Consider the following 23,227-nt stretch of genomic DNA (forward strand, 5'->3'; position numbering starts at 1 on the left):
AGAGGTGTGTCTATTTTGTATTGACGGGGTAGATATAGGGTGCTAGGATGAAGTTAAGTTTTAAGTTTAGTTTCTTTTAGTGGAAACATATCATAATGTTTAGTTATTAAATTTAGTTTAGTTTAGGGGGAAATGGCAATGAAAAAAATAAAGCTTGGTTATGCGCCAACACGTCGGTTTACGTTTAGTGAAAAAGACGCTTTTAAGTACAAGGTGCAAATCCGCGAGAAGATGGATTCCTTCGGCATGGACATCGACATCGTCGATCTTGAGGGCTTGAATTCGGAAGGCTTGCTCTACGATGACCGCATCAATGCGGAACAGATTGCGGAGCACTTTAAGCAACAAGACGTGGATGCGGTATTTTTCCCCCATTGTAACTTCGGAACCGAGGATACCGTTGCCCGCGTGGCCAAAAGTCTAGGTAAACCCGTACTGCTATGGGGCCCAAGAGATGAAGCGCCGTTAGAGGACGGGATGCGGCTGCGGGATACGCAGTGCGGACTATTTGCAACAGGAAAGGTGCTGCGTCGTTTCAATGTTCCTTTTACTTATATCACGAATAGCAGAGTGAATGACCTTGTCTTTGAAAGGGGATTCAAAAACTTCATCTCGGCGGCTAACGTCGTTCGGCATTTCCGTAAACTGCGAATTTTGCAAATCGGGCCCCGCCCCCATTCTTTCTGGACAATGATGTGTAATGAAGGCGAGCTGCTCGAGAGGTTCGGAATCGAATTGTACCCGATCACTCTCGTCGATATCACGAAAGCGGCGAAAAACCAAGAGAAAATGAACAGCACGGAGATGCAAGAGGCGATTACTTACATTCGCGCGAAGCTCGACGTTTCCGAAGTAACGGACGACGATGTGCGCCGCGTGGCGGCGCTTAAAGTCGCGATGAAGAAGTACGCGGCAGATACGGGCAGCACGGCGATCGCGATCCAGTGCTGGTCCTCGTTGCAGGATGCGATTGGAATCATGCCTTGCTTAGCCAACGCGCTGCTCACGGATGAGCAGATTCCGGTTACTTGCGAGACGGATATTCACGGTGCGATTACTTCCATTATGGTACAGGCGGCAGCGATGAACGAAGCACCGACTTTTTTCGCGGATTTGACGATTAGACATCCCGAGAACGAGAACGGAGAGCTGCTGTTTCATTGCGGTAATTTCCCCGTCTCCCTATCCGTCGAAGATAAGCCGAAGATACGCAAGCATTTCCTCTTCGACGACCATGCGCCGGGGACGCATGAAGGCGAGATCCGCGGTGGAGATATGACACTGGCGCGGTTTGACGGCGACCATGGGGAGTATCAGTTGTTCTTGGGCAAAGCTCGCGGTATTCAAGGACCTTACACTCGGGGCTCCTATGTGTGGGTAGAGGTTAACGACTGGCCGTTGTGGGAAGAGAAATTAGTCAAAGGGCCTTATGTTCATCATTCAGTCGGTATTCATGCGAACGTTATTCCTTCTTTATATGAAGCGTGCTCGTATATCCCAGGTCTAACGCCGGATCCCGTCGATCCGACGGAAGCGCAAATTCAAGCTTGGCTGAGGGGGAGCGTGTAAGAATGTCAACGACAAATATGCTGCGCAATAAAGCAATACAAATCCGCATGGACCTGCTTAGGCTCATACATGGGGCAAAGATGGGGCATACCGGCGGGTCGCTTAGCAATACCGATGTGTTAACGGCACTCTATTATCACGTCATGCGCCATGACCCGCTGAACCCGAAATGGCCGGATCGGGATCGCTTTATTGCGAGTAAGGGTCATTCCGTGGAGTCGCTCTGGTGTATCCTCGCCGATCTTGGCTATTTTCCCAAGGAGGAGCTCACTACATTCTGTCAGTTCGGAACGCGGCTAATCGGTCATCCGAATAACAAGGTGCCGGGGATCGAGATGAATACAGGAGCGCTCGGTCATGGCTTGTCGGTATCCGTAGGCATGGCGCTGGCCGCACGTAAGGATAGCAGGCCTAGCCGGGTATTCTGTCTGATGGGCGACGGGGAGCAAGCGGAAGGCTCCGTATGGGAAGCCGCGATGGCGGGCGCTCATTATAAGCTAGATAATCTCGTGGGCATTATCGACCGAAATAGATTGCAAATAAGCGGCTCCACAGAGGATGTTATGGGAATGGATCCGTTAGATAAGAAGTGGGAAGCCTTCGGCTGGAACGTCATCTCGATTGATGGACACGATTATGAACAACTGGTGCATACGTTCGAATCCGCACCGCAGGCAGCGGATAAACCTACGCTTGTTATTGCGAATACGATTAAGGGTAAGGGCGTGTCTTTCGCGGAAAACGTTCCGGCATGGCACCACCATGTTCCGAATGATGCCGAACTGCAGCAAGCTATTGAAGAGCTGACCGCAGCGATTACGAATCAGGTTGAAGGGAGCGACCCTAGCTATGCAAACCATTCCTAATCGTCAGGCCATGTGCGAGAAGCTATTGGAGCTGGCGGAAACAGATCGAGATATTATGGTGTTGACCAGCGATTCTCGAGGGTCCGCGGCTATGGCTCCTTTTGCCAAGCAATATCCGGAGCAATTCGTAGAGACGGGTATCGCCGAACAGAATATTGTCGGTATCGCAGCCGGGTTAGCGCACAGCGGCAAAATACCGTTCGTCACTTCGCCCGCTTGTTTCTTGAGCATGCGCAGCATCGAACAGATCAAGGTAGATGTCGCTTATTCGGGAACTAATGTTAAGCTTATTGGGATTAGCGGAGGCGTGAGTTATGGAGCGCTTGGGATGTCGCATCATTCATTGCAGGATTATGCGGTAACAAGGGCGATTCCGGGATTAACGGTTGTTATACCCGCGGATCGACACGAGACGAAGAAGCTGACGGAGGCGCTCGTTAAACACGATGGCGGCGCATATGTCCGAATTGGCCGGAATCCCGTTGATGACGTCTATGAGTCGGAGGATTACGAGTTCGAGATCGGCAAGGCGGTTCGCTTGCAGGATGGCGAGCATTTGACTCTAATCGCAGTAGGCGAAACGGTCCGGGTTGCGTTAGATGCAGCTGAACTCATGGCGAAACAGGGCATTCGCTCGCGAGTGATTAATATGCATACCATTAAGCCGCTAGATGAGGAAGCGATACTAAGCGCTGCTAGGGAAACCGGCTTTATTATTACGCTCGAGGAGCACAGCATCTATGGAGGGCTTGGCGCGGCGGTCGCCGAAGTAACCTCGAGAGCTTGCCCCGTACCCGTTCATATTCTGGGAATACCCGACGAGCCGGCGATTGCCGGGAAAACTTCGGAGATTTTCCGCCATTACGGCCTGTCGGCAGAGAACGTGTTATCGATCGCTCAAGAGCGGTTAGCAAAGAAGGGGCAGCCAGGATGAACGGTTCCATTCTGCTGACGATTGACCAGAGCACGACAGGAACCAAGGCAATCTTAACGAATCAAGAGGGGCGCATCGTGAGTAAGCTCGCGTTGCCCCATCAGCAGTATTATCCGCAGGAGGGATGGGTGGAGCACGATCCCTTAGAGATCTATCATAACGTGAAGTCCGTTATTCGGGGCGTGCTTACTCAAGCGGAATTGGTTCCCGCAGCGATCGCGGGCATTACGATTACGAATCAGCGAGAGACGGCGTTAATCTGGAACAGGAAAACAGGTTTGCCGATAGCGAATGCCATCGTCTGGCAGTGTCGCCGCACCGCGGATTTCTGCGATCGGTTGAAGGAAGAGGGGCAAGAGGCGCTTGTGCAAGCTAAAACAGGCTTGCTGCTCGATCCCTACTTCTCCGCGGCCAAATGGCGCTGGCTGCTCGATCATCATTCGGCGGATCATCCGATCGATGAGTTGATGGCGGGTACGGTAGACAGCTGGCTCTTGTGGAAGCTAACGGGCGGAGTCGTTCATGCAACCGATTACACGAATGCGAGCAGAACGCAGTTATTTAATATTCATACGTTACAATGGGATGAGGAGCTGGCCGAGCTCTTCGGCGTGCCCCTCAGTATTCTGCCGCGGGCGTATCCAAGCGATCACGTATTCGGACGGATAGACGAACCGGAGCTGTTCCCCGAAGGGGCTCTGATCGCAGGCGTGATCGGAGATTCGCAAGCGGCTTTGTTCGGTCAGCAATGTATACTTCCCGGCATGGCCAAAGGGACTTTCGGTACGGGGACATCGATTCTGATGAATGTCGGCGCTAAGCCCATTCAAGGATCGGGCGGATTAGTCTCGGCCATCGCTTGGGGAGTCGGCGGCCGCGTAGAGTATGCGCTCGAAGCGATCATTCATTCGACGGGCGATAGCTTGAATTGGGCTCGCGATCAGATGGGGTTATATCGCACCTTCGAAGAGCTTGAACAGTTGATCGGCGCGATTCCGGATACCGGCGGCGTTTACCTCGTGCCGGCCTTCATCGGCCTCGGCGCACCGCATTGGAACCCGCGCGCCCGCGCTGCCTTCATCGGAATGAACCGTTCCTCCGACCGCCGCCATCTGCTCCGCGCCACGCTCGAGAGCATAGCCTACCAGGTGACGGACGCGGTCCGTCTGCTGGAGCGGCATACGGGCATGCCCCTCGCCGAGCTTCGCGTCGATGGGGGCGCAACTACGAATGGGACATTGATGCAGCTCCAAGCGGATCTGCTGAATGTCCCGGTCGTCTCCTCCGAGGCCGCGGAGCTATCCGCGCTCGGCTCGGCTTACATCGGAGGGTTGGCGCTCGGCGTATGGAGCAACGAACAAGATCTGGCCGGCTTCTACCGTAAGCGGCACGCCTATATCCCAATTGTGGATGAGGAAGAACGCAATCGCTTGGATAAAGGCTGGCAAGCCGCCCTTAAGGCTGTTCTTACCGCAGAAGCGACACTAAATTAAAGGTTACCGCGTAGATTTCTCAAAGGAGCTGTATATAACATGATCATGCCCTTCGGAATTGCCGATAACAAACGAATACGCGTCATTATTAATACCGATCCCGCGAACGAAGCGGATGATCAATATGCGATCGTACATGCGCTGCTCACGCCAAGGTTCCATATCGCCGGGATAATAGCGGCGCACTTCGGAACACGTACGGCAACGACGATGGAGGAATCGTATGCCGAAGCAAGCAAACTGTTGAAGCTCATGGAAATGGAAGACGCCGTTCCTCTCTACAGGGGTGCTCCGCATGCGCTTAAGGATGCATCGACCCCCGTCGTCTCCGAAGGAGCCGAGCTTATCGTTCGCGAGGCATTGAACGATGATCCGCTTCCTTTGTACGTCATTTTCCTCGGTCCGCTAACGGATTTGGCTTCAGCTTATTTAATGGAGCCGCGAATTGCAGACCGGTTGACAGCGGTTTGGATTGGCGGCGGAACGTATCCGCACGGCGCGGAGGAATTTAATCTGCAAAACGATATTAAAGCTGCTAATACCGTGTTTCAGTCTCCGATACCGTTATGGCAGGTTCCTAAGAACGTCTATTCCATGATCCGGGTTAGCTTGGCTGAGCTAGCGGTTAGAGTTCGCCCCTATGGAGAAATCGGTAGATATCTTTATGAGCAGCTTGTCGAATTCAACTTATTGCCGAGACATGGCGCGAGGTGGCCTAAAGGCGAGATGTGGATGCTCGGGGATTCTCCGGCGGTTTCGTTGCTGATCGATGACCACACCTTCGAATACGATCTCCGCAAAGCTCCTTATATCCGGGAGGATATGAGTTACGAGGACCGGGAGGATGGGCGAATTATCCGCGTTTATCGTTATGTAGATTCCAGATTCACTCTTGAGGATATGTACGCCAAGCTGGTTTTGTTCCACGCTTATAATGAAGAGAAGGGGAGAACGTCATCATGACTCTAAAGATAGTAGGCTGCAAAACGGAATATGCGATTAATCCGCTCGGGCTAAGCACGCTTGCGCCCCGCCTTTTCTGGAGAATAGAAACAGAGGAGCAAGCCGTAAGACAAACCGCTTATCAAATTCTCGTTGCTTCCTCCCTGCAGCAGCTTGATGATGAAGCTGCCGATATGTGGGATAGCGGTAAAGTAGCTTCCGGCGAATCCATCCAGATTGTCTATGAAGGCGAACCGCTTGAGCAGGAGGGCCTTTATTATTGGAAGGTTCGCGTTTGGGATGGAGACGATCGGCAATCCGAATGGAGCGACCCTGCATTCTGGAGTATGGGGTTGCTCTCCCGATCGGCTTGGAAGGGGAAATGGATCGGACGCAAGCCCGTACTGAATCGGGCCGAGGCTTCGCCGGAGGATGAGCATCGACCGGAGCTCGAAAAGGAGTTGTTGCCATCCCCGTATTTACGTAAAACATTCTCTATTCGGGGGCCTGTTAAACGCGCAACGGCGTATGCGACCGCTCTCGGCGTGTACAAGCTGAGCGTGAACGGAGCCCGGATCGGCGGGGATTGGTTCGCGCCGGGATGGACGGATTACAACGTTCGCGCGCAAGTACAGACCTATGACATCACCGACAAGCTTAAGTCGGGAAACAATACGTTCAGCGTGATCGTGGGAGATGGCTGGTATTCGGGAACGGTCGGTTTTCTCGGCGATAAAGTGTACGGGGAAAGACCCTTCTTCCTCTTGCAAACGAATATCGAGTATGAAGACGGGAGCCGAGACAGCGTCGTAACCGACGGCAGCTGGGCGGTAACGACCGGTCCGATTCTCTACTCCGACATGATTAAAGGCGAAACCTACGATGCGACGAAGGAACTGACGGGCTGGGACACGGCCGATTACGACGACTCCGCTTGGGAGATTCCGGATGTGCGTCCCGGCTACAATGGCGTTCTGAGCGCTACTCTCGAACCTCCGATTCGGACAACGGAAGTACTTAAGCCGATCAGCATCCGCAAGACGGACCATGGAACCTATATTTATGATATGGGACAAAATATGGTGGGCTGGACCGAAGCGGTCGTCAGCGGTAAGCGCGGAACGCGAATTACGCTTAGTCACGCGGAGATGCTTAATCCGGACGGTTCGTTGTATTTGGATAACTTACGCGTAGCCGTTCAGCAGAATCATTACATCCTCAAGGGAGAAGGAGAAGAGCGCTACGAGCCGAACTTCACCTTTCACGGCTTCCGCTATGTCGAATTGATCGGATATCCGGGTGAAGCCGATCTTGAGACGATTGTCGGCAAGGTCGTCCATTCCGATACGCCTAAGACCGGAAGTCTTCGCACTTCGGACGAGAAAGTAAATAAGCTATATTCGAATATTACATGGGGTCAGAGAGGCAACTTCCTATCGGTTCCAACGGATTGTCCGCAGCGCGACGAGCGTCTGGGATGGACTGGCGATGCTCAGATATTCGCTCGCACGGCATCTTACAATATGGACGTGTCCCGATTTTTCACCAAGTTCTATCAGGATATGCTGGATTGCCAGCAGCCGTCGGGCGCATTCACGGACGTCGCTCCGGATGCAGGATGGATTCGGCATAAAATGTGGAACACGAGACTCAATTGGTATGCGCCGGACAATTCGGGTTGGGGGGATGCGGGGGTCGTTATTCCATGGACTCTGTATCTGATGTATGGAGATACGCGTATTCTGGAGACCAACTATGGCGCCATGGAACGTTGGGTTGAATATTTACGTTGCACGACGGATAACCTTGTTCGTCCGAACTATGCGAATTACGGAGACTGGTTATCGATTGGTGCGGATACGCCTAACGAAGTGCTTGCAACGGCTTATTTTGCTTATAGTACACAACTGCTGTCTCGTATTGCGGGCGTACTAGGCAGAACGGATGACGAGGCGCATTATAAGGCGTTGTTCGAGGATATTGCGGCGGCTTTCCGGGGGGCATTCGTCGATGATGCGGGAATCATCAGAGGCCACACCCAAACCGTGTACGTATTAGCGCTGCAATTCGGTTTATTGACCGATGAGCTCCGGGAGAAGGCAGTTGCCCACTTGACAGCTGATATTAAGCAGCGAGGCGATCGATTGTCTACGGGATTCCTAGGGGTAGGTTACTTGCTTCCTGCGCTAACGGATAATGGCCGGTTGGATGTCGCGTATCAACTGTTAACCCAAGAGGAGTTTCCTTCTTGGATGTACTCGATCAAGCACGGCGCGACGACCATATGGGAAAGATGGGACGGTTGGACGGAGGACAACGGCTTCCAGACACCGACCATGAACTCCTTCAACCATTATTCTCTCGGCTCCGTTGGGGAATGGATGTATCGCTATATGGCCGGGATAGAAACGGACGCGGCGGCATCCGGCTTCCGTCACGCCATTATTCGCCCCCGTCCGGGCGGAACGCTGACAGAGGTGGAAGCAACCTACGAATCGTTGTACGGCACGATCTCCACGCATTGGAAGCAGGAGAACAACGGCCCGTTCCGCCTTGTTGTCGCAATCCCGCCGAATACGACCGCTACCGTTTGGGTTCCGAAAGGCAACGTATCCGTTAACGGTAGGCCCGTTGGAGCTCCGGTAGGCTTCAAGGCATTGGGAGAAGCCGAGGGCAGCCTGGTATTCGAAATCTTGTCGGGCACTTACGAGTTCGTAAGCACTCCGTCTTGAGATGCGGGAAAGCGGAAAGGGTTGCTATCGATAAGAGAACATCATCAGTCAGCTATTAGAATAATGAATGGAATTGGATGGATCAAGAACCGCCTTTACAAGATCGATAAGGATTTGAAAGGTTGTTCGAGAAAGATACCGGCTCGGAGAGAGAGGCCCATGCGATTATGCATGGGCTTACTTGATTTGCTAAAAACCCTCTTCGGAATAGCCGGTTTGTCGTTTAGATTAAAAAATGATTCAACGCCTATAAATCTTAAGAGCTTAGAAACCATCGCTTGTGAGAGCAATTGTTATTTGTTACTGTGAGCGCAAGCAGTAGAGAACAACGAGGAGGAGAGTTTCAAATATGGAGAAACGAAGATTGCCCGATACGCTGACTTTAGAGGATAGAGCCGGAATTGCGATGAATGCCATCTTAGGTATGGCGGACCGGAATTATAACCATATTCCTTTTTTTGCGGCGAATCTCATGACGGACCCTGCCAACCTGACTCACGGAGATTGGGATTACGGCTCTTCTCATGGACGTATGATCGATGCGTTGGTACTGGCTCGCCATATGTCGGGTGAGACGATTGGTGCAGATATTGAAGAGATATACCGTTCCAATCTGTTATCGTTTTTCAAAGATGACGGACTTAGCTATCGCCAGACGAATCCAAACCACAATTGGGAGCCTAATGCTAACTTAATCGATCAGCGGGCAGTCATTTTATCGCTTACGTCCTGGTATATGGCGACAGGAGACTTGAAGGTGAAAGAAGCGGCGGACAAACATGTCGCGGCACTTAAACGCGTGGCCATTAAGGAACGGGACGTCTGGTACTATCCTGCATCGGAATACAAGGAGGGCGGCTGGCCTTCCTCCAACGCGATCCTGCTGCGACTCGCTCCGGATCCCGCTGCTTTCTGCGGACGGCTAGTTATGCCTTTGCTTAAGTATCATGAACTGACAAGAAATCAGGATGCGTTCGAGCTGTGCCAATTTTTCACGCAACTAATCGTACAGCGCAGCGGGGTGTTCAACCCGGACGGCAGCTTTAACGATTCGCTCGCTTACCGCAGCGGGCATTTCCATACCCGGCTTGGCACGCTGGACGCGCTTGCCCGATTCGGAGTATTTACCGGGGATGCGGCTTTAATCAGCTATGTAGAAAAAAGCTTCGCTTGGGCAACGACTCAATGCACGGCTTTCGGCTGGACGCCGGGAGATCTGAAGGAGCAGGCCTACGAGCATGAAACCTGCTCATTGGTCGACCTGATTGCTACGGGAATCACACTGGCAAAGAGCGGCTACACGAAGTATTGGGGAACCGTGGAAAGATATATTCGCAATCATCTCGCCGAATCGCAGCTTTTGGATATGGATTGGGTGAAGGAGACGGACGACCTCTCAAAGGAAATTACCGGCAAGATAACTTTCCAAAATATCGGCCAACGTACGCGCGGCGCATTCGCGGGTTATTCTGCGCCTAACGACTTCTGCTGCGATGTGAATTACGGCCGTGGACATACGAATGATTTGCAGATATGCTGCCTCGGCTCGGGAACCCGCGGTTTGTACATGGGCTGGAGCAATACGATCACGGAGAAAGAAGGCGCGATCAGCGTTAACTTCTTGCTCAACCGCGGCTCTATTTGGCTCGATGTGGACAGCTATCTGCCGCATGAGGGCAAGCTGGTGCTGCATATTCATCGTGATCTTCCAAGATTGCAGGTTCGCATTCCGGAATGGGCTGGCTATGCGAAGGTTAGCTATACCCGTGAATTGGACGGCGAGACGAGCACGGGCAGAGGAAACGAACCAAGCACCTGGGTAAACGAGCACTTCCTGTTGCTTGGCGCGGCGAAAGCCGGAGAGTTAATTACAATTGAGTTCCCATTATCTCACCGTACAACGACCGAAACGGCAATCGGTCAGACGTTCGAGACGACGTGGCGTGGAGACGATGTTGTCGCTATTTCTCCGTCAGGGACGAAGCATCCTTTCTACTCCGGGCGCCGAACGTTCGATAAAGCACCAATGCGCGATGGTTCATTACGTCGCATAGACAAAGAGTTGGTCTGGTAAGATTACCTATTTTAGCGTAACGGAGGCAATGAATATGAGAACGGTTGTAGCGGTCTATACCGGTCAAGGATTGGCGGACCCGTTAAAAGCGGTATTCAAAGAAAAGCTGCCGAACGTTCGGCTTGTTAATATTATCGATGATAGTCTGATCGGAGACGTTGTACAAGCCGGACATGTTCCTCCGGGAGTCGCAAGAAGACTAGTGCAGTACTATCATAATGCCGAAGAACTTGGAGCGGACGTCATCTTGAACACCTGCTCATCCGTAGGAGAGGTTGTGGACAGGGCAAGTTCGTTGATCGGTATTCCCATTGTCAAGATTGACCAGGCGATGGCGGCAAATGCGGCTGCCGAGTTCTCTACGATTGCCGTACTCGCAACGCTGCCTTCTACGCTTGATCCGACAATGCGCTTAATCTCGAAGGAAGCTTCCTTGCTTGGCAAAGAAATTCATTTGATTCAAGGTCTTGCGATCGGGGCTTTCGATTCGCTAGTCGGAGGAAGACCCGAGGAGCATGATCGGATATTGCTGGAAACGGCCAAGCGAATTTCCGGGGAAGCGGATGTGCTTGTTCTGGCGCAGGGCTCAATGGCACGTATGGCGCAATCGTTGCATGAGGCGACGGGGAAGCCGGTGCTGTCTAGTCCGCATCTTGGCGTAGAGCAGGTGAAAGCGGTATTGGAGCAGCTTGATCGCGAGCAAGCGGGAAGCAACAGCTAGAACGGAGGTCGTCCCAATGAAACAAGATCGAGTGAATGCCACGTACCTCGTTGAAACGCCCTATTCCCTGCAGCTTGCGGCTGAAGTGATCGCAGGAGAGCAATCTACCGGAACGTTTACTGCGGTACCGGGTGAGACCGATGCGCTGAAAGAAAAGTTCGGTGCTCGAATCGAGAAGGTTGTGGATCTTGAAACGGCAGGAACGCCGACGCTTCCGGGTTCCGATTCGCCCGCTGGGCATGACGGGCTTTACCGCAGGGGGTTAGTGACGTTGTCCTTCCCGTTGCACAATTTCGGTCCCTCCATTCCGAACCTGATGTCTGCCATAGCGGGTAATTTGTACGAGTTGCAGCAATTGTCCGGGTTGCGACTAGTCGATCTGGAGCTGCCGTCCGCATTCGCGGATCGATATCCCGGGCCCAAATTCGGGATAGAAGGAACGCGCAAGCTGACGAACGTGTACGATCGTCCGATTCTAGGAACAATTGTCAAGCCTAGTATTGGATTGGCGCCGGAACAGCTGCAGAAGATGATTATCGAAGTGTCCGAAGCGGGTTTGGATTTCATTAAGGACGACGAGTTGAACGCCAATCCGCCATATGCGCCCCTTGAGGCGAAAGTGAAGGCCGTAATGGAGGCAATAGAGCGGGCAGCGGACGCAACGGGCAAGAAGATCATGTATGCATTCAATATTACAGGCGACATCGAAGAGATGAAGCGCCATCACGAGATTGTTGTCAATGCTGGCGGGAACTGCGTAATGGTCAGCATCATGAGCGTCGGGCTAGCGGGTTTAGCCCATTTGAACGAGTACAGCGAGGTGCCGATTCACGGGCACCGCAATCAATGGGGGATGATGACGCGCTGCCCTAATCTCGGCTTCGAGTTTGCAGCCTATCAGAAGCTATGCCGTCTGGCGGGAGCCGATCATCTTCACGTGAACGGGTTGAATAGCAAATTTTACGAAAGCAATGAATCCGTGGTTCGTTCCATTCAGGCATGCATGGCTCCGATGTACGGCGGGTATGCTTCGATGCCGGTCGTCTCCTCCGGGCAGTGGGCGGGAACGGCTATAGACACTTATGCGGCTACGAAATCCGTAGATGTCATGCATCTGGCCGGCGGAGGCATCTTGGCTCATCCGGATGGGGCCGCAGCCGGATTCGAGAGCATGAAACTGGGTTGGGAAGCAGCGGTCAAAGGCGTTCCGCTCGATGAATATGCGAAATCGCATCTATCGCTTAAGAGGGCGATTGAGAAATATGGAAAGGGCTGAGCAACGATGACCATGCGGTCGCGGGAAGAATCGGATGCTAACCGAGGAGCCTCAGGAACGTCTAGCGGCCGCTTTCGAAAGCTTCTCTGTTATTACGGGGATGATTTCACGGGTTCGACGGATGTATTGGAATCGCTCTTCCGTGCTGGCGTCAGGTCGGCTCTATTCCTAGATCCGCCGAGCGATGAGCAATTGCAAGAGGAGCGTTACGCGTCTTTGGATGCTTTCGGCGTTGCGGGAATCGGACGTTCCCTCACGCCTGAAGAAGCGGAGAGGGAGCTTCGTCCGATCTTCGAGACGCTTAAGAAAGCGGAAGCCGCAATCATACACTATAAAATCTGCTCTACCTTCGATTCGTCGCCGGAAATAGGCAACATCGGCATTGCGGCTCGGATTGGCCGCGAAACGTTCGGCGGCAGGTATATCCCGCTGCTTGCGGGAGTGCCTTACCTAGGAAGATATACTTTGTTCGGCAATCACTTTGCCAAGTCGGGGACCGAGGTGCACAGGCTGGATCGTCATCCGACAATGTCCAGGCATCCGATTACGCCTATGAAAGAGGGGGATCTGCGTAAGCATCTCTCAGCGCAGTGCGATGATCGGATATCGTTATTTGACATTCTGGCATTAGAAGGCAAGTTGGATGACGTTCGTATGCGGCTGGAGCAACAGTTGGCGGATGAACAGCCTGACATGCTGCTGTTCGACGTACTGGATGAGGAGCGGCTGGAAACAACGGGGCACCTGCTCTGGGAGGAGGCTTTACGCAGTGAAGGGTCATTCTTGATCGGATCCTCCGGAATTGAATATGCGTTAGCGGCATGCTGGAAATCCTTACGGTTGCCGGAGCTGCAGCCGGATGTGCCGACGAGCATATCTTCCGTTGAACGTTTGCTGGTCGTGTCGGGAAGCTGTTCCCCCGTTACCGAAGATCAGATCAATGCCGCATTAGCTTCGGGATTCGCCGGAATTCGCATTCCTGTCGATAAGTTAATCGATCCTCATCTTGCGGAACGAACAAGTCGGCAGTTGCTGGATGAAGCCATGCAACTGCTTGAGCAGGGGAGAAGCGTCCTCTTATTTTCGGCTGCCGGACCTAACGATAGCAGTATTGAGAGATTTCGCAAGGCGCTCGTTGCCAACGGCTGCCGAGCGGAGGACAGCAGCAAGCGGCTAGGCGGAATCCTTGGCTCGTTGGCTCGTACGCTCCTCATCGAGACGGGGCTGACCCGTGTTGTTATCGCGGGAGGAGACACGTCTGGCTATGTGACTCGCGAACTCGGTATCCGTTCGTTGGAGTGCAAGGCCGTATTAGCACCCGGCGCGCCGCTGTGCCGGGCGACATCGGAGAATCCGCAGCTTAACGGCCTAGAGTTAGTGCTCAAAGGAGGACAAGTCGGCGGCATCGATTTCTTTAGCCGCGTGAAGAGCGGTAATCGATCGCGATAGCCGGAGCGAATGTCCCAATTGAACGCCCCTCCATACCCCGCACTATCCTGCCTTATTTCGCAGGGATGGTGCGGGGCATTTTTTTCTACGACCGACCGATTAACGCACATTGCTCCCGGCGGATTGCAAGTCATACTTCGGAATGGCTTAATCCAGGAGGCGTTGATCTTAAAAATGAGCAATACCAATCTAAGTTATCATCAATATTCAGCGTTTGCCAATGCTTTTAGAATAAGAGTATGACATCGCTCATCCGGCTTTCACGTGAAATGGAAACGATTACAGATGGCGAGTAAGAAGGAGTGAGCAGCTATGTGGAGCAGCATAAAAAGACAAAAGTATGCCCATATGTTCGTATTGACCGGGATGCTGATCGTCTTCATCTTCCAGTACATGCCGATGTTCGGCATATTGATGGCCTTTAAGCAGTATTCGATTACTACCGGCATTAAAGGCATTTTTACGAGCCAGTGGGTGGGATTTAAGTATTTCGTAGAATTCTTCAATGCGTACAATTTCGAGCAAATAGTGAAAAACACGATTGGAATCAGCTTGCTGAAGCTAGTATTCACCTTTCCGGTGCCTATTTTGCTGGCGATCATGCTAAACGAAGTCAAGAGTCGTTTTTTTAAGCGATTCGTGCAAACCGTCAGCTACTTTCCGCATTTCATCTCCTGGATCGTCGTATCCGGCTTGCTCGTTATTTTTTTCTCCACGAACTCCGGTATTGTCAATGATGCGCTGCTATCGCTCGGCATCATTAAGGAACCGATCGCTCTATTAAGCAATCCGGACTACTTCTGGGGCTTGGCTGTCGGCAGCGCGATGTGGAAGGAAGCGGGCTGGTGGGCCATCATTTTCCTGGCAGCGATCAGCGGTTTGGATCCTTCGCTTTATGAGGCAGCCGAAATAGACGGCGCCGGACGTCTGAGAAGAATATGGCACATCACATTGCCTGGTATTAGAGGAACAATCGTCGTCGTGCTCATTTTGGCGGTAGGCAGTTTGCTGGGCGGAGGCCTGGTCGGCTCCAACTTCGAGCAATCCTACTTGCTAGGGAACGTCATGAATAACGAAAAGTCTGAAATTCTGCAAACCTATGCATTCAAGATGGGGTTAGCGCAGGGCAGATATGCGTTCGCAACCGCAATTGATCTGCTGCAATCGATCATCGCGATTATTCTAGTATTCAGCAGCAACTATATTTCCAAGAAGGCAACAAAGAGCGGTTTATTCTAACAAGACAGTGAGGTGAGAAATATGCATCGGAGAACAAATGAAGACCGCGTTTTTGATTTTATCAATATTGTCATATTAGGCTTGATTGCCATTGTAACGACTTATCCTTTCTATTACATGGTCGTCATTTCATTCAATAACGGACTGGATTCTACGCTGGGCGGAATTTATTTTTGGCCGAGAAGCTTTACATTCAACAACTACACGGAATTTTTGAGCGATCCGAAATGGATGCAATCGTTCTTCGTATCCGTAGCGCGAACGATAGTCGGTGCATTCATTACGATATGGTTTACCTGCTTGGCCGCTTACGGATTAGCCTACAAAAATCTTAAATTCCAGAAATTATACTATAGCTTTTTTATCGTTGGGATGTATACTGCAGGGGGTCTTATCCCCTACTACGTAGTCCTTCGGGGTCTGGGATTGCTCAATACTTTCTGGGTGTACGTCATACCGGGCGCGGTTAATATCTTTTTCCTGATTGTTGCCGTTTCTTTCTTTAGGGAAATTCCCGCCGAAATGGAGGAGTCGGCGAGAATCGATGGCGCATCCGACCTGAAAATTTATTATAAGCTGATCTTACCGTTGTCGAAGCCGCTATTAGCCGCAATGGGACTGTTCGTGGGGGTAGGGCAATGGAATTCTTGGCTCGACTCCGCGTATTTCGTCAACAACGATAGCCTGCGTACGTTAACCTACCGAATGATGGAGATCATTAATCAAGGGCTGTCTCCGCTCGATGCGGAAAGCGCGGAGCGTGCGGCAGCCGTTACAGGGGTTACGACCTTCTCGATGCAGATTACGGCGATGGTTATCGCCGTGCTTCCGATTCTGTGCGTATACCCGTTCCTGCAAAAGTATTTCGTTAAAGGGATCATGCTGGGTTCCGTCAAAGGGTAGGCAATCCAATCCGGTGTTGAACGGGTTGGAGTGCAGACCGGATCTGCCGGCGTTGTACTCCAACTTGTTTTACATATATAATCTGCGATAACAACAGGGAGGAAATGAAAATGGCACGTAATAAAAAGAAAGTGTTATTGATCTTATCTCTTGTAATCGTCATGCTGATTTCGGCGTGCGGCGGCGAGAAGAAAAACGAAGCGTCTCCTGCAGCCAGCCCGGCTTCGAGTGCTTCGAACCCTCCAAGCGAATCTGCAAGCGAAGAGCCGAAAGAAGTAGTTGAGCTTACGTTGCTAGTGAATCATCCATGGTGGCCGTTCAAGGAGTGGAAGGGTAAAATTCCCGAAGAAATTACGAAGAGAACCGGCGTCAAGCTGAATGTTCAGATCGCTGTCGATGACAAACAGCTTCCGCTTCTCATTGCTTCGAACGAATTGCCGGATCTGGTCTACACCGCATCCGATCTGACCCGAATGGCTAATCCGGATATCTCCTATGCTTGGAATGAACTCATAGCAAAATATGCTCCCGATTTCAAAATCGATCAGAGCCGGATCGGCGTAAACACGATGCCTGACGGGAATTTTTACACCGTCAAGAACGGCTATTCCACGGAACAAGAATGGAAGGATAATCCGAAAGCGCTGCCAGGCGGTTCAGGCCTAGCGATTAGACAAGATATCCTGGATGAGCTGGGTAATCCTAAGCTGGACACATTAGAGGACTTATATCAAATCCTAATGACCGTAAAGCAGAAATATCCGAAAATGATGCCGATCATCTTCGATAAAGATCAAATCGGCCAGTTTTTCCGCATTAACTTCGGCTTGAAAAGAAATACGGGTTTTATCGATCAGGGCGGAAATGCCGTTCATTATTTGAAGGATCCTAACTATCTGGACTACTACTTGTATATGAACCGTCTCTATCGCGATAAATTGCTGACCGCCGAGAATTTCACCTTCAAGGATGCGCAGCAGGACGATCAATTATCGCTGAACGGTCAAGTCTTCGTGCACGGCGGAGCGATGGCGGATACATTGAATGCCCAATTGTTAACATTGAACAAAGATTTCTCCTTTATGTCATTGCCTAAAGTATTAAGCGACAAAGCGGGCACGCCGATGGGCGGCTCAGGCTGGTCGGGCATGTACATTACGAAAAATAATAAAAACGTAGAGGCGTCCATCAAATTCATGCAGTTTATGATGAGCGAAGAGGGACAGCGTTTAGGCGTGTGGGGGATTGAAGGCGAAGATTGGACTTGGAACGAGGCAGGACAATTTCCCGAGATGAAATACGATATGAATAACGCCGAAGTACAAAAGGAATTCGGTTACGTCTATTGGGGACTGCTTGGAAGCAGCGGCGTTACGGAAGCGCTTCAACGCTACGACGAGAAAGCATTGCAAACGCCTTGGGGACTCGCTCTAAGGGATACTCTGAAGTTTAATCCGGCGCTTGGTCTTGTCGTCACGAATCCGGACACGGATGAGCAGGTCATCGAGAGCCAAATCAAAAATATGGTCGCAACGGAAGAATTGAAAATTTACATGGCCAAATCCGAGGAAGAAGCTAAGAAAGAGTATGAAAAAATAATCGCGCAAATGGAAAGCATGGGGTTGAGCAGGCTGGAAGCTTGGGCTACGGCGCAGTACAAAGAATATCAGAAAAATTTCTAATCGGATAGCTCACTCCGTATAAGGGAGGCGGCGGGCAGGGACTATCCCTGCTTCGCCCCTCCTTTCATTTTGATCAAATGCTGCACGAATCTTAAGGAAAAAGGAGCATCTCCAGATGGATATTCAACCCTTCGTAACTCCTTATAAATATGGTAAACCAGTGCTGGTTGGGTCCGGCGAGCAAGGGCGCTTTGATCGGAATGCGGTTGATTGCCCATTCGTATTCGAGCATCGCAGTCGCTTCTATATGATGTATATCGGTTATGACGGAATCGGTTATCAGACTGCGCTGGCCGTTAGCGATGACTTGCTCGATTGGGAACATCTAAGCGTTATTTTGCCGAGAAAAAATGATGGCTCTTGGGACTCGCAAAATGTTGCAGGAACCTGGATCTTAAGAGAGAACGGGCTTGATGCCCCGCCGAAACTTAAAAAGTGGGATAACAAGTATTGGCTCGTATATCATGCCTATCCTCATCAAGGGTATGAGGAAGGACCGGCAAAGATCGGACTGGCATGGACGGAAGATGAGAATTTGCTGAATTGGCACCGTCTGACGGAGCCGATCCTTGTCCCTGAGGATGGCGGAGATTGGGAGCGGGGAGGCTTGTATAAGGAGTGTCTCGTAGAACATGAAGGGACCTTCTATCTGTTCTACAATGCCAAGACAACCGACGTTCCATGGGTAGAGCAAACGGGCGTAGCCTTCTCCGCGAATTTGCGAGAGTGGACGAGATACGAGCGCAATCCGGTGCTTCCCGTTACTCCCGGAGGCTGGGACAGCGGCTTCGCAAGCGACCCCTGCGTTCTAAGGCGCGGCTCGCAGTGGGTGATGTATTATTTCGGATTTAACTTCAAAAAGGCTCAGGAGGGACTTGCGCTGTCCGATAATTTACTGGACTGGAGCAAGTATCCTGAACCCATTATAGAAGTAGGCGAGGCGGGGGATATCGATGCCGTATTCGCGCATAAGCCCTCCGTTATCTCGCACGATGGCGTGCTCTATCATTTCTATTGCTCTTGCAGGAAGACGCGGGAAGGGGATCGCACGATTAACATGGGCAACGAATTCCGGACGATTACCGTAGCGGCTTCGCATGATGTCTTCAGAAAGCAGGAATGATGACCGCCTGCCTCCATTCATAGCGGATTAATGCGCGCATAGTCCCGCAGCCGTCCAATCGGCTGCGGTTTTGGCGTCGATCCATGGGCTGCGATACGAAGCTCGAACCGAAGTTTAATCCTACGACGGCCATCCGAATTCGAGTCATGGCCTTGCCCTCTTAGTCAGCCGCAACGCTAAAGCTGTATTGACCCGAGGCTAATTGCAGTACTGTCCAACCCGGCTCATAACGCTCGAGCGAGATTCCGACGGCAACTTCGATCGGGCTTCCATTTTCGGTTATTTTCCGAGGATGAGAGATGGGGATATGAGCAGTCGCAGTGTTATTTACAGGAATGCTTAGGTCGAGCTTAATGCTTCCGTCGCCGCTGCGCTCCCATTCGACGCTCATTTCACCGAGGTCCGCACGAATTTTCGACTTAACGAAATCAAGACTTTCTTCGAAATAAGGCCTAACCACATAATGAATAGCTTCCGTATCAGGGTTATACGAATAATCAATGCCGGCCAAGTCTCGATAGAACCATTCTTCCAGATGACCGAGCATAAAGTGGTTTTGCGACTTGCCGACGGTCGGTCCGTCCCATGCTTCCGTTAAGGAAGTCGCTCCGTGAACAATTTGGTAGCCATAGCTGGGATGTTCCGTCTGGCGGGACATCTTCAGGATCACATCATTGCGATTGTGTTGCGACAGCGCCAGCAGTACAAAGCGGTGCGCAACATCGCCGGATGACGTATGATAGCCCCGTGACATAATATCACTAACCAGATGACTTAGCACGTCCGGCTCGTACTCTTCTCCGACTAATCCAAGCGCGAGCGACATCGCTTGCGCGGCCTGGCTTCCGGAGCTATATTGCTTGGAGATCGGATCGAAGAAGGCAGCGTTGTATGCCGCTTTAATTCGAGAGCAGAGGGAATCGAACCGTTCGGCATCATCGTTATGGCCTAGCAAAGCTGCAATCTGCCTTATGACATCGACGATATGATAGAACATGGCGGTTTCGGGCAGGGCAATCGGCGTGTTCTGGGTAAAGCCCGGACCTTGTTCGCCAACGTCATACCAGTCTCCAAGTCCGTCCTGAATGATAAGCTCGTCAGAATGACTGACCAAGAAGCCGATGTACCTTTTCATATCCGAATAGTGCTCGGCCATGACGGTCCTGTTTCCGTATTTCGCATACAGATTCCAGGCATTCAGAATATAAGTTGCCCCCCAAGGAACGGAATGCCGGAAAATATCCCATGGCTCCTCGAAGATGACGAATTCCGGAGCGGTTGTCGGAACCATTCCGTTCGGAAGCTGGGCGTCGCGTATGTCGTCCATGACTTTAGCGAGCAAAGCCTCAATGGAGTAATTATAGATCATCGCAGGTCCCATCAGATGTACCTGTTCCAGCCAACCAAACTTCTCTCGATGCGGACAGTCGGTGAATACGCTCTTCATGTTGCTAAGGATAGCCCAATTAATCATCTCGTGAGTTCGATTCAGCAGAGAGTCCGAGCATTCGAATTGGCCGCCTGCTTCGATATCGGGATAAATCATTTGACCTTCGATGCTTAATAGAATCGGAAGCTCGCTAGCATCTCCGCTGCTCGCCACCGCCTCGCTAGCAGGTACAGCGCCTTCAACCTGAACGTAACGAAATCCGGAATAAGAGAAGCGGGGCTGCCAGCTTTCGATTCCTTCTCCGGACAAAGTATAATGCCATTCATTCGGAGAACCCGTCCATTTCTGGTTTACGGTACCGTCATCGTTCAGCAGCTCTGCCGGAATGATTTTCACACGCGAATTTGAACGTCCCTGGATAGCGATGTTGACCCATCCGGAGAAGTTTTGTCCGAGATCGAAGACGTATTTGTTTGACTCTATGCGCGTAATTCGGCGCGGTTGAAAGGTTTGCATGACCTTTATCGGCGATGACTTGTCCCACTTGAGTTGACCGAGCGGCGCTGTCGTTTCCTCCGCCTTCCGCCAGGAAGACTGTGCAGCAAAAGATGGCCGATCCCAACCGGACTGCCACAGCCGCGCATCGTAATCTTCCCCCCCGTAAACGGTTGAAAAAGTAATCGGTCCTTTCGTTGAAGCCCACTCCGCGTTACTGCCGATCGTCTCGGTCGTACCATCCGTATATTCGATTTCGATTTGTACAATGCATTTCGGGCGGCCGAAAGACTTCTCGTACTTCGCGTAACGGCCGCCGCTCGTCACATGATAGAAACCATTGCCAAGCATAACGCCGACAGCGTGTTGATCTGCGGTCAACAGCTTTGTTATATCATATGCCTTGTAGAGGCATGTGCGGTCATAGTGGGTCCATCCTGGCTCGAGTACATGATCTTCAACCTTGCAACCGTTGATGCGAAGCTCATATTGGCCTAATCCGCAAATGTATGCTCTGGCACGCGAGATAGATTTCCTAGTGAGGAATTCATGTCTGAAGAGAGGCATCGACAAGTCGTTGTCGGTCCCGACTTCGGCTGCTCTATGCCCGATCCATCGGGCAGACCAGTCGTCCGCGCGGAGCAGGCCCATTTCCCACCAGCTTGTATGGCTCTCCGACATATGATCATGGTTATCCCAGATTTGAACCTTCCAATAATACCGTTTACGCGAGATCAACGGGATACCTTCGTATTCAATGCCGAATTGTCGTCTGCTGCGGACGATTCCGCTGTCCCATACGTCCCCTTGCTCTTGCCCGGTCGCATGTTCGTTCGTGGAGACGAGAACGCGGTATGCAGTTTGAATTTCCATTCGCTCTCCGGCGCTGGCGAGACTCCAACTTAATGTTGGCTGACGGCTGTCAAGGCCTAATGGCTGGATCTGGGCATTCACATACAGATTTCTGACGTACATAGGATCAACATCCTTTCCAGTGAGGCGCGCATGAATATCCATTTTTAGCTTAGCATGTTGCTGTCCGGATTTAGATTCCGAAAATTAAGGCTTTTCGTTTAAAATGATCGCTTTGTTCGGCATGCGGAACGAACTATACTTGAACGAAAGATTGGAGGCGATCATGGTGACAACGATAATGGAACTTAGAAAGCGCTTTAGCAACGCCGATCCCGATTTCGGCCCGTTACCTTTTTGGTGGTGGAGCGCGGAAGAAATTACGGCCGAGCGCGTACGTTGGCAATTGCAGAAGTTCCGCAGCGGCGGTCTCCGGAATATAGGCATCATTAACATCGCTCCTACGGGTCCGCAATATGGAAGCGTAAGCGACAATCCCGTTCACTACTCGGAGCGTTGGTGGACGATGTTCGAGATCGCGTTGCGCGAAGCCGAACGTCTGGGCATGCGCCTTTATTTCTATGATCAAATCGGATTTTCCGGTTCCAATATTCCTTCTAGACTCGTGACCGAGAACCCTGAATATGCCGGCTATTGTTTGCGTCGACTGCCGATTAACGAGCCGTTGCCGGAAGGCGCGAAGGTGTTCCTGGAAACGGAAGATTATCGCTATGCTACGGTTAGACAGGGCTTCAATTGGCTGGACCCGGTTGCGACCGCATCCTTGCTCAAGCTCGTCCACGGCGAATTCGAGCGGAGATTCCCGAACGATCTGGGCAAGACGCTCGGGGGTAGCTTCCAGGATGAATTGCCTCCGCTTCCGTTATGGACCGCGGAATTGCCGGCAAAATATAAGCTTCAATACGGTGAGGATATACATCGGGAGCTACCCGCATTATTCGATGATCTGCCCAACTCGGCAATCGTACGAAGACGGGTGTATAAGCTGGCGGCCGAGCTCGCTGAGCAATCCTTATTCATACCGCTTGCGCAATGGCATGAGAAGTACGGCATGCTGCTCTGCTGCGATCAGGCGGACCCGCGCGCAGGGCGGATGTGCATGGCGCGCAACGATTGTATTTGGATTATTTCCGGACGCATCGATGGTATAATTCGGCGGGTAGCGACATGGACGGAGAGATTAAGCCGCATTCGTCGATGGTACACCTTCATGGCGGCAAACGCGTATTTCTGGAAGCTTTCCATACGAGCGGTTGGGGCGGAACGCTCGAAGAGACGTTACATTGGCTCATTCCTTGGCTGCAGGCGGGCGTCACCCTATATAGTCCTCATTCCGTGTATTACAGCACGAGAGGGGGATGGTGGGAGTGGGCACCGCCGGATACCGGTTGGCGCCAGCCCTATTACGAGCACTATTCGATCTTCGCGGATACGATCAGCCGAGTCTGTTCGTTATTAAGCGAAGG

The 23,227-nt window shown here is 51.7% G+C and carries 17 protein-coding genes; 15 read left to right on the forward strand and 2 right to left on the reverse strand.

Annotated elements, in window-relative coordinates:
* The first annotated feature begins 138 nt into the window (after positions 1-138).
* From FPL14_RS17930 to FPL14_RS17995, 14 genes are all read left to right on the forward strand, one after another.
* Positions 139-1,569 carry an L-fucose/L-arabinose isomerase family protein gene (locus FPL14_RS17930; RefSeq protein WP_182299070.1) on the forward strand — a complete coding sequence of 477 codons (1,431 nt, stop codon included), beginning with the start codon at positions 139-141 and terminating at the stop codon, positions 1,567-1,569.
* 2 nt (positions 1,570-1,571) lie between these two features.
* Positions 1,572-2,435, forward strand: a complete 864-nt coding sequence (locus FPL14_RS17935) for a transketolase (protein WP_182299071.1) — start codon at positions 1,572-1,574, stop codon at positions 2,433-2,435.
* Complete coding sequence (locus FPL14_RS17940; RefSeq protein WP_182299072.1) at positions 2,419-3,369, forward strand: transketolase family protein; 951 nt, start codon at positions 2,419-2,421, stop codon at positions 3,367-3,369. Before FPL14_RS17935 ends, FPL14_RS17940 begins: the two co-directional genes overlap by 17 nt.
* Positions 3,366-4,862, forward strand: a complete 1,497-nt coding sequence (locus FPL14_RS17945) for an FGGY family carbohydrate kinase (RefSeq protein WP_182299073.1) — start codon at positions 3,366-3,368, stop codon at positions 4,860-4,862. The genes FPL14_RS17940 and FPL14_RS17945 overlap by 4 nt, the downstream gene beginning before the upstream one ends.
* A gap of 39 nt (positions 4,863-4,901) precedes the next feature.
* A complete protein-coding gene (locus FPL14_RS17950) occupies positions 4,902-5,825 on the forward strand; it encodes a nucleoside hydrolase (RefSeq protein WP_229263561.1) in 924 nt (307 codons plus the stop codon).
* Complete coding sequence (locus tag FPL14_RS17955) at positions 5,822-8,536, forward strand: alpha-L-rhamnosidase (RefSeq protein ID WP_182299074.1); 2,715 nt, start codon at positions 5,822-5,824, stop codon at positions 8,534-8,536. Before FPL14_RS17950 ends, FPL14_RS17955 begins: the two co-directional genes overlap by 4 nt.
* Positions 8,537-8,885: 349 nt before the next feature.
* Entirely contained in the window at positions 8,886-10,610 is a 1,725-nt protein-coding gene (locus FPL14_RS17960) for a hypothetical protein (protein ID WP_182299075.1), read from the forward strand.
* 34 nt (positions 10,611-10,644) lie between these two features.
* Positions 10,645-11,331: an aspartate/glutamate racemase family protein gene (locus FPL14_RS17965; RefSeq protein WP_182299076.1), complete on the forward strand. Its 687-nt coding sequence runs from the start codon at positions 10,645-10,647 to the stop codon at positions 11,329-11,331.
* A gap of 16 nt (positions 11,332-11,347) precedes the next feature.
* Positions 11,348-12,607 (forward strand): ribulose-bisphosphate carboxylase large subunit family protein, encoded by a 1,260-nt coding sequence (locus FPL14_RS17970; protein WP_182299077.1) that lies wholly within the window; start codon positions 11,348-11,350, stop codon positions 12,605-12,607.
* Positions 12,608-12,613: 6 nt separating this feature from the next.
* On the forward strand, positions 12,614-14,056 hold the full coding sequence (locus FPL14_RS17975; RefSeq protein WP_229263562.1) for a four-carbon acid sugar kinase family protein: 1,443 nt from the start codon (positions 12,614-12,616) through the stop codon (positions 14,054-14,056).
* A gap of 312 nt (positions 14,057-14,368) precedes the next feature.
* A complete protein-coding gene (locus FPL14_RS17980) occupies positions 14,369-15,295 on the forward strand; it encodes an ABC transporter permease (protein WP_182299078.1) in 927 nt (308 codons plus the stop codon).
* A gap of 21 nt (positions 15,296-15,316) precedes the next feature.
* Positions 15,317-16,198 (forward strand): carbohydrate ABC transporter permease, encoded by an 882-nt coding sequence (locus FPL14_RS17985; protein WP_182299079.1) that lies wholly within the window; start codon positions 15,317-15,319, stop codon positions 16,196-16,198.
* Between the two features lie 110 nt (positions 16,199-16,308).
* The gene (locus FPL14_RS17990; RefSeq protein ID WP_182299080.1) at positions 16,309-17,880 is read left to right on the forward strand and encodes a type 2 periplasmic-binding domain-containing protein; all 1,572 of its coding nucleotides are present in this window, start codon (positions 16,309-16,311) and stop codon (positions 17,878-17,880) included.
* Between the two features lie 115 nt (positions 17,881-17,995).
* Positions 17,996-19,003 carry a hypothetical protein gene (locus FPL14_RS17995; protein WP_182299081.1) on the forward strand — a complete coding sequence of 336 codons (1,008 nt, stop codon included), beginning with the start codon at positions 17,996-17,998 and terminating at the stop codon, positions 19,001-19,003.
* On the opposite strand, the gene FPL14_RS18000 is transcribed toward FPL14_RS17995, so the two are convergent.
* Both FPL14_RS18000 and FPL14_RS18005 read right to left on the reverse strand, forming a co-directional pair.
* Entirely contained in the window at positions 18,987-19,151 is a 165-nt protein-coding gene (locus FPL14_RS18000; RefSeq protein WP_182299082.1) for a hypothetical protein, read from the reverse strand. The genes FPL14_RS17995 and FPL14_RS18000 overlap by 17 nt on opposite strands.
* A gap of 12 nt (positions 19,152-19,163) precedes the next feature.
* Positions 19,164-21,863 (reverse strand): family 78 glycoside hydrolase catalytic domain, encoded by a 2,700-nt coding sequence (locus FPL14_RS18005; RefSeq protein WP_182299083.1) that lies wholly within the window; start codon positions 21,861-21,863, stop codon positions 19,164-19,166.
* Between the two features lie 163 nt (positions 21,864-22,026).
* Here FPL14_RS18005 and FPL14_RS30005 point away from each other — a divergent pair, with 163 nt between their 5' ends.
* Entirely contained in the window at positions 22,027-23,220 is a 1,194-nt protein-coding gene (locus tag FPL14_RS30005) for a hypothetical protein (RefSeq protein WP_229263563.1), read from the forward strand.
* Positions 23,221-23,227: the final 7 nt, after the last annotated feature.

Origin of the sequence: Cohnella cholangitidis (assembly GCF_014107495.1) — a bacterium.
GTDB lineage: Bacteria > Bacillota > Bacilli > Paenibacillales > Paenibacillaceae > Cohnella > Cohnella cholangitidis.

Bases quoted from the DNA above. Each gene is read 5' to 3' on its own strand.
- FPL14_RS17990 (WP_182299080.1), top strand. From the start codon at position 16,309: ATGGCACGTAATAAAAAGAAAGTGTTATTGATCTTATCTCTTGTAATC.
- FPL14_RS18005 (WP_182299083.1), bottom strand. From the start codon at position 21,863: ATGTACGTCAGAAATCTGTATGTGAATGCCCAGATCCAGCCATTAGGC.
- FPL14_RS17950 (WP_229263561.1), top strand. From the start codon at position 4,902: ATGATCATGCCCTTCGGAATTGCCGATAACAAACGAATACGCGTCATT.
- FPL14_RS17975 (WP_229263562.1), top strand. From the start codon at position 12,614: ATGACCATGCGGTCGCGGGAAGAATCGGATGCTAACCGAGGAGCCTCA.
- FPL14_RS17985 (WP_182299079.1), top strand. From the start codon at position 15,317: ATGCATCGGAGAACAAATGAAGACCGCGTTTTTGATTTTATCAATATT.
- FPL14_RS17940 (WP_182299072.1), top strand. From the start codon at position 2,419: ATGCAAACCATTCCTAATCGTCAGGCCATGTGCGAGAAGCTATTGGAG.
- FPL14_RS18000 (WP_182299082.1), bottom strand. From the start codon at position 19,151: ATGACTCGAATTCGGATGGCCGTCGTAGGATTAAACTTCGGTTCGAGC.
- FPL14_RS30005 (WP_229263563.1), top strand. From the start codon at position 22,027: ATGGTGACAACGATAATGGAACTTAGAAAGCGCTTTAGCAACGCCGAT.
- FPL14_RS17965 (WP_182299076.1), top strand. From the start codon at position 10,645: ATGAGAACGGTTGTAGCGGTCTATACCGGTCAAGGATTGGCGGACCCG.
- FPL14_RS17980 (WP_182299078.1), top strand. From the start codon at position 14,369: ATGTGGAGCAGCATAAAAAGACAAAAGTATGCCCATATGTTCGTATTG.
- FPL14_RS17960 (WP_182299075.1), top strand. From the start codon at position 8,886: ATGGAGAAACGAAGATTGCCCGATACGCTGACTTTAGAGGATAGAGCC.
- FPL14_RS17995 (WP_182299081.1), top strand. From the start codon at position 17,996: ATGGATATTCAACCCTTCGTAACTCCTTATAAATATGGTAAACCAGTG.
- FPL14_RS17930 (WP_182299070.1), top strand. From the start codon at position 139: ATGAAAAAAATAAAGCTTGGTTATGCGCCAACACGTCGGTTTACGTTT.
- FPL14_RS17970 (WP_182299077.1), top strand. From the start codon at position 11,348: ATGAAACAAGATCGAGTGAATGCCACGTACCTCGTTGAAACGCCCTAT.
- FPL14_RS17955 (WP_182299074.1), top strand. From the start codon at position 5,822: ATGACTCTAAAGATAGTAGGCTGCAAAACGGAATATGCGATTAATCCG.
- FPL14_RS17945 (WP_182299073.1), top strand. From the start codon at position 3,366: ATGAACGGTTCCATTCTGCTGACGATTGACCAGAGCACGACAGGAACC.
- FPL14_RS17935 (WP_182299071.1), top strand. From the start codon at position 1,572: ATGTCAACGACAAATATGCTGCGCAATAAAGCAATACAAATCCGCATG.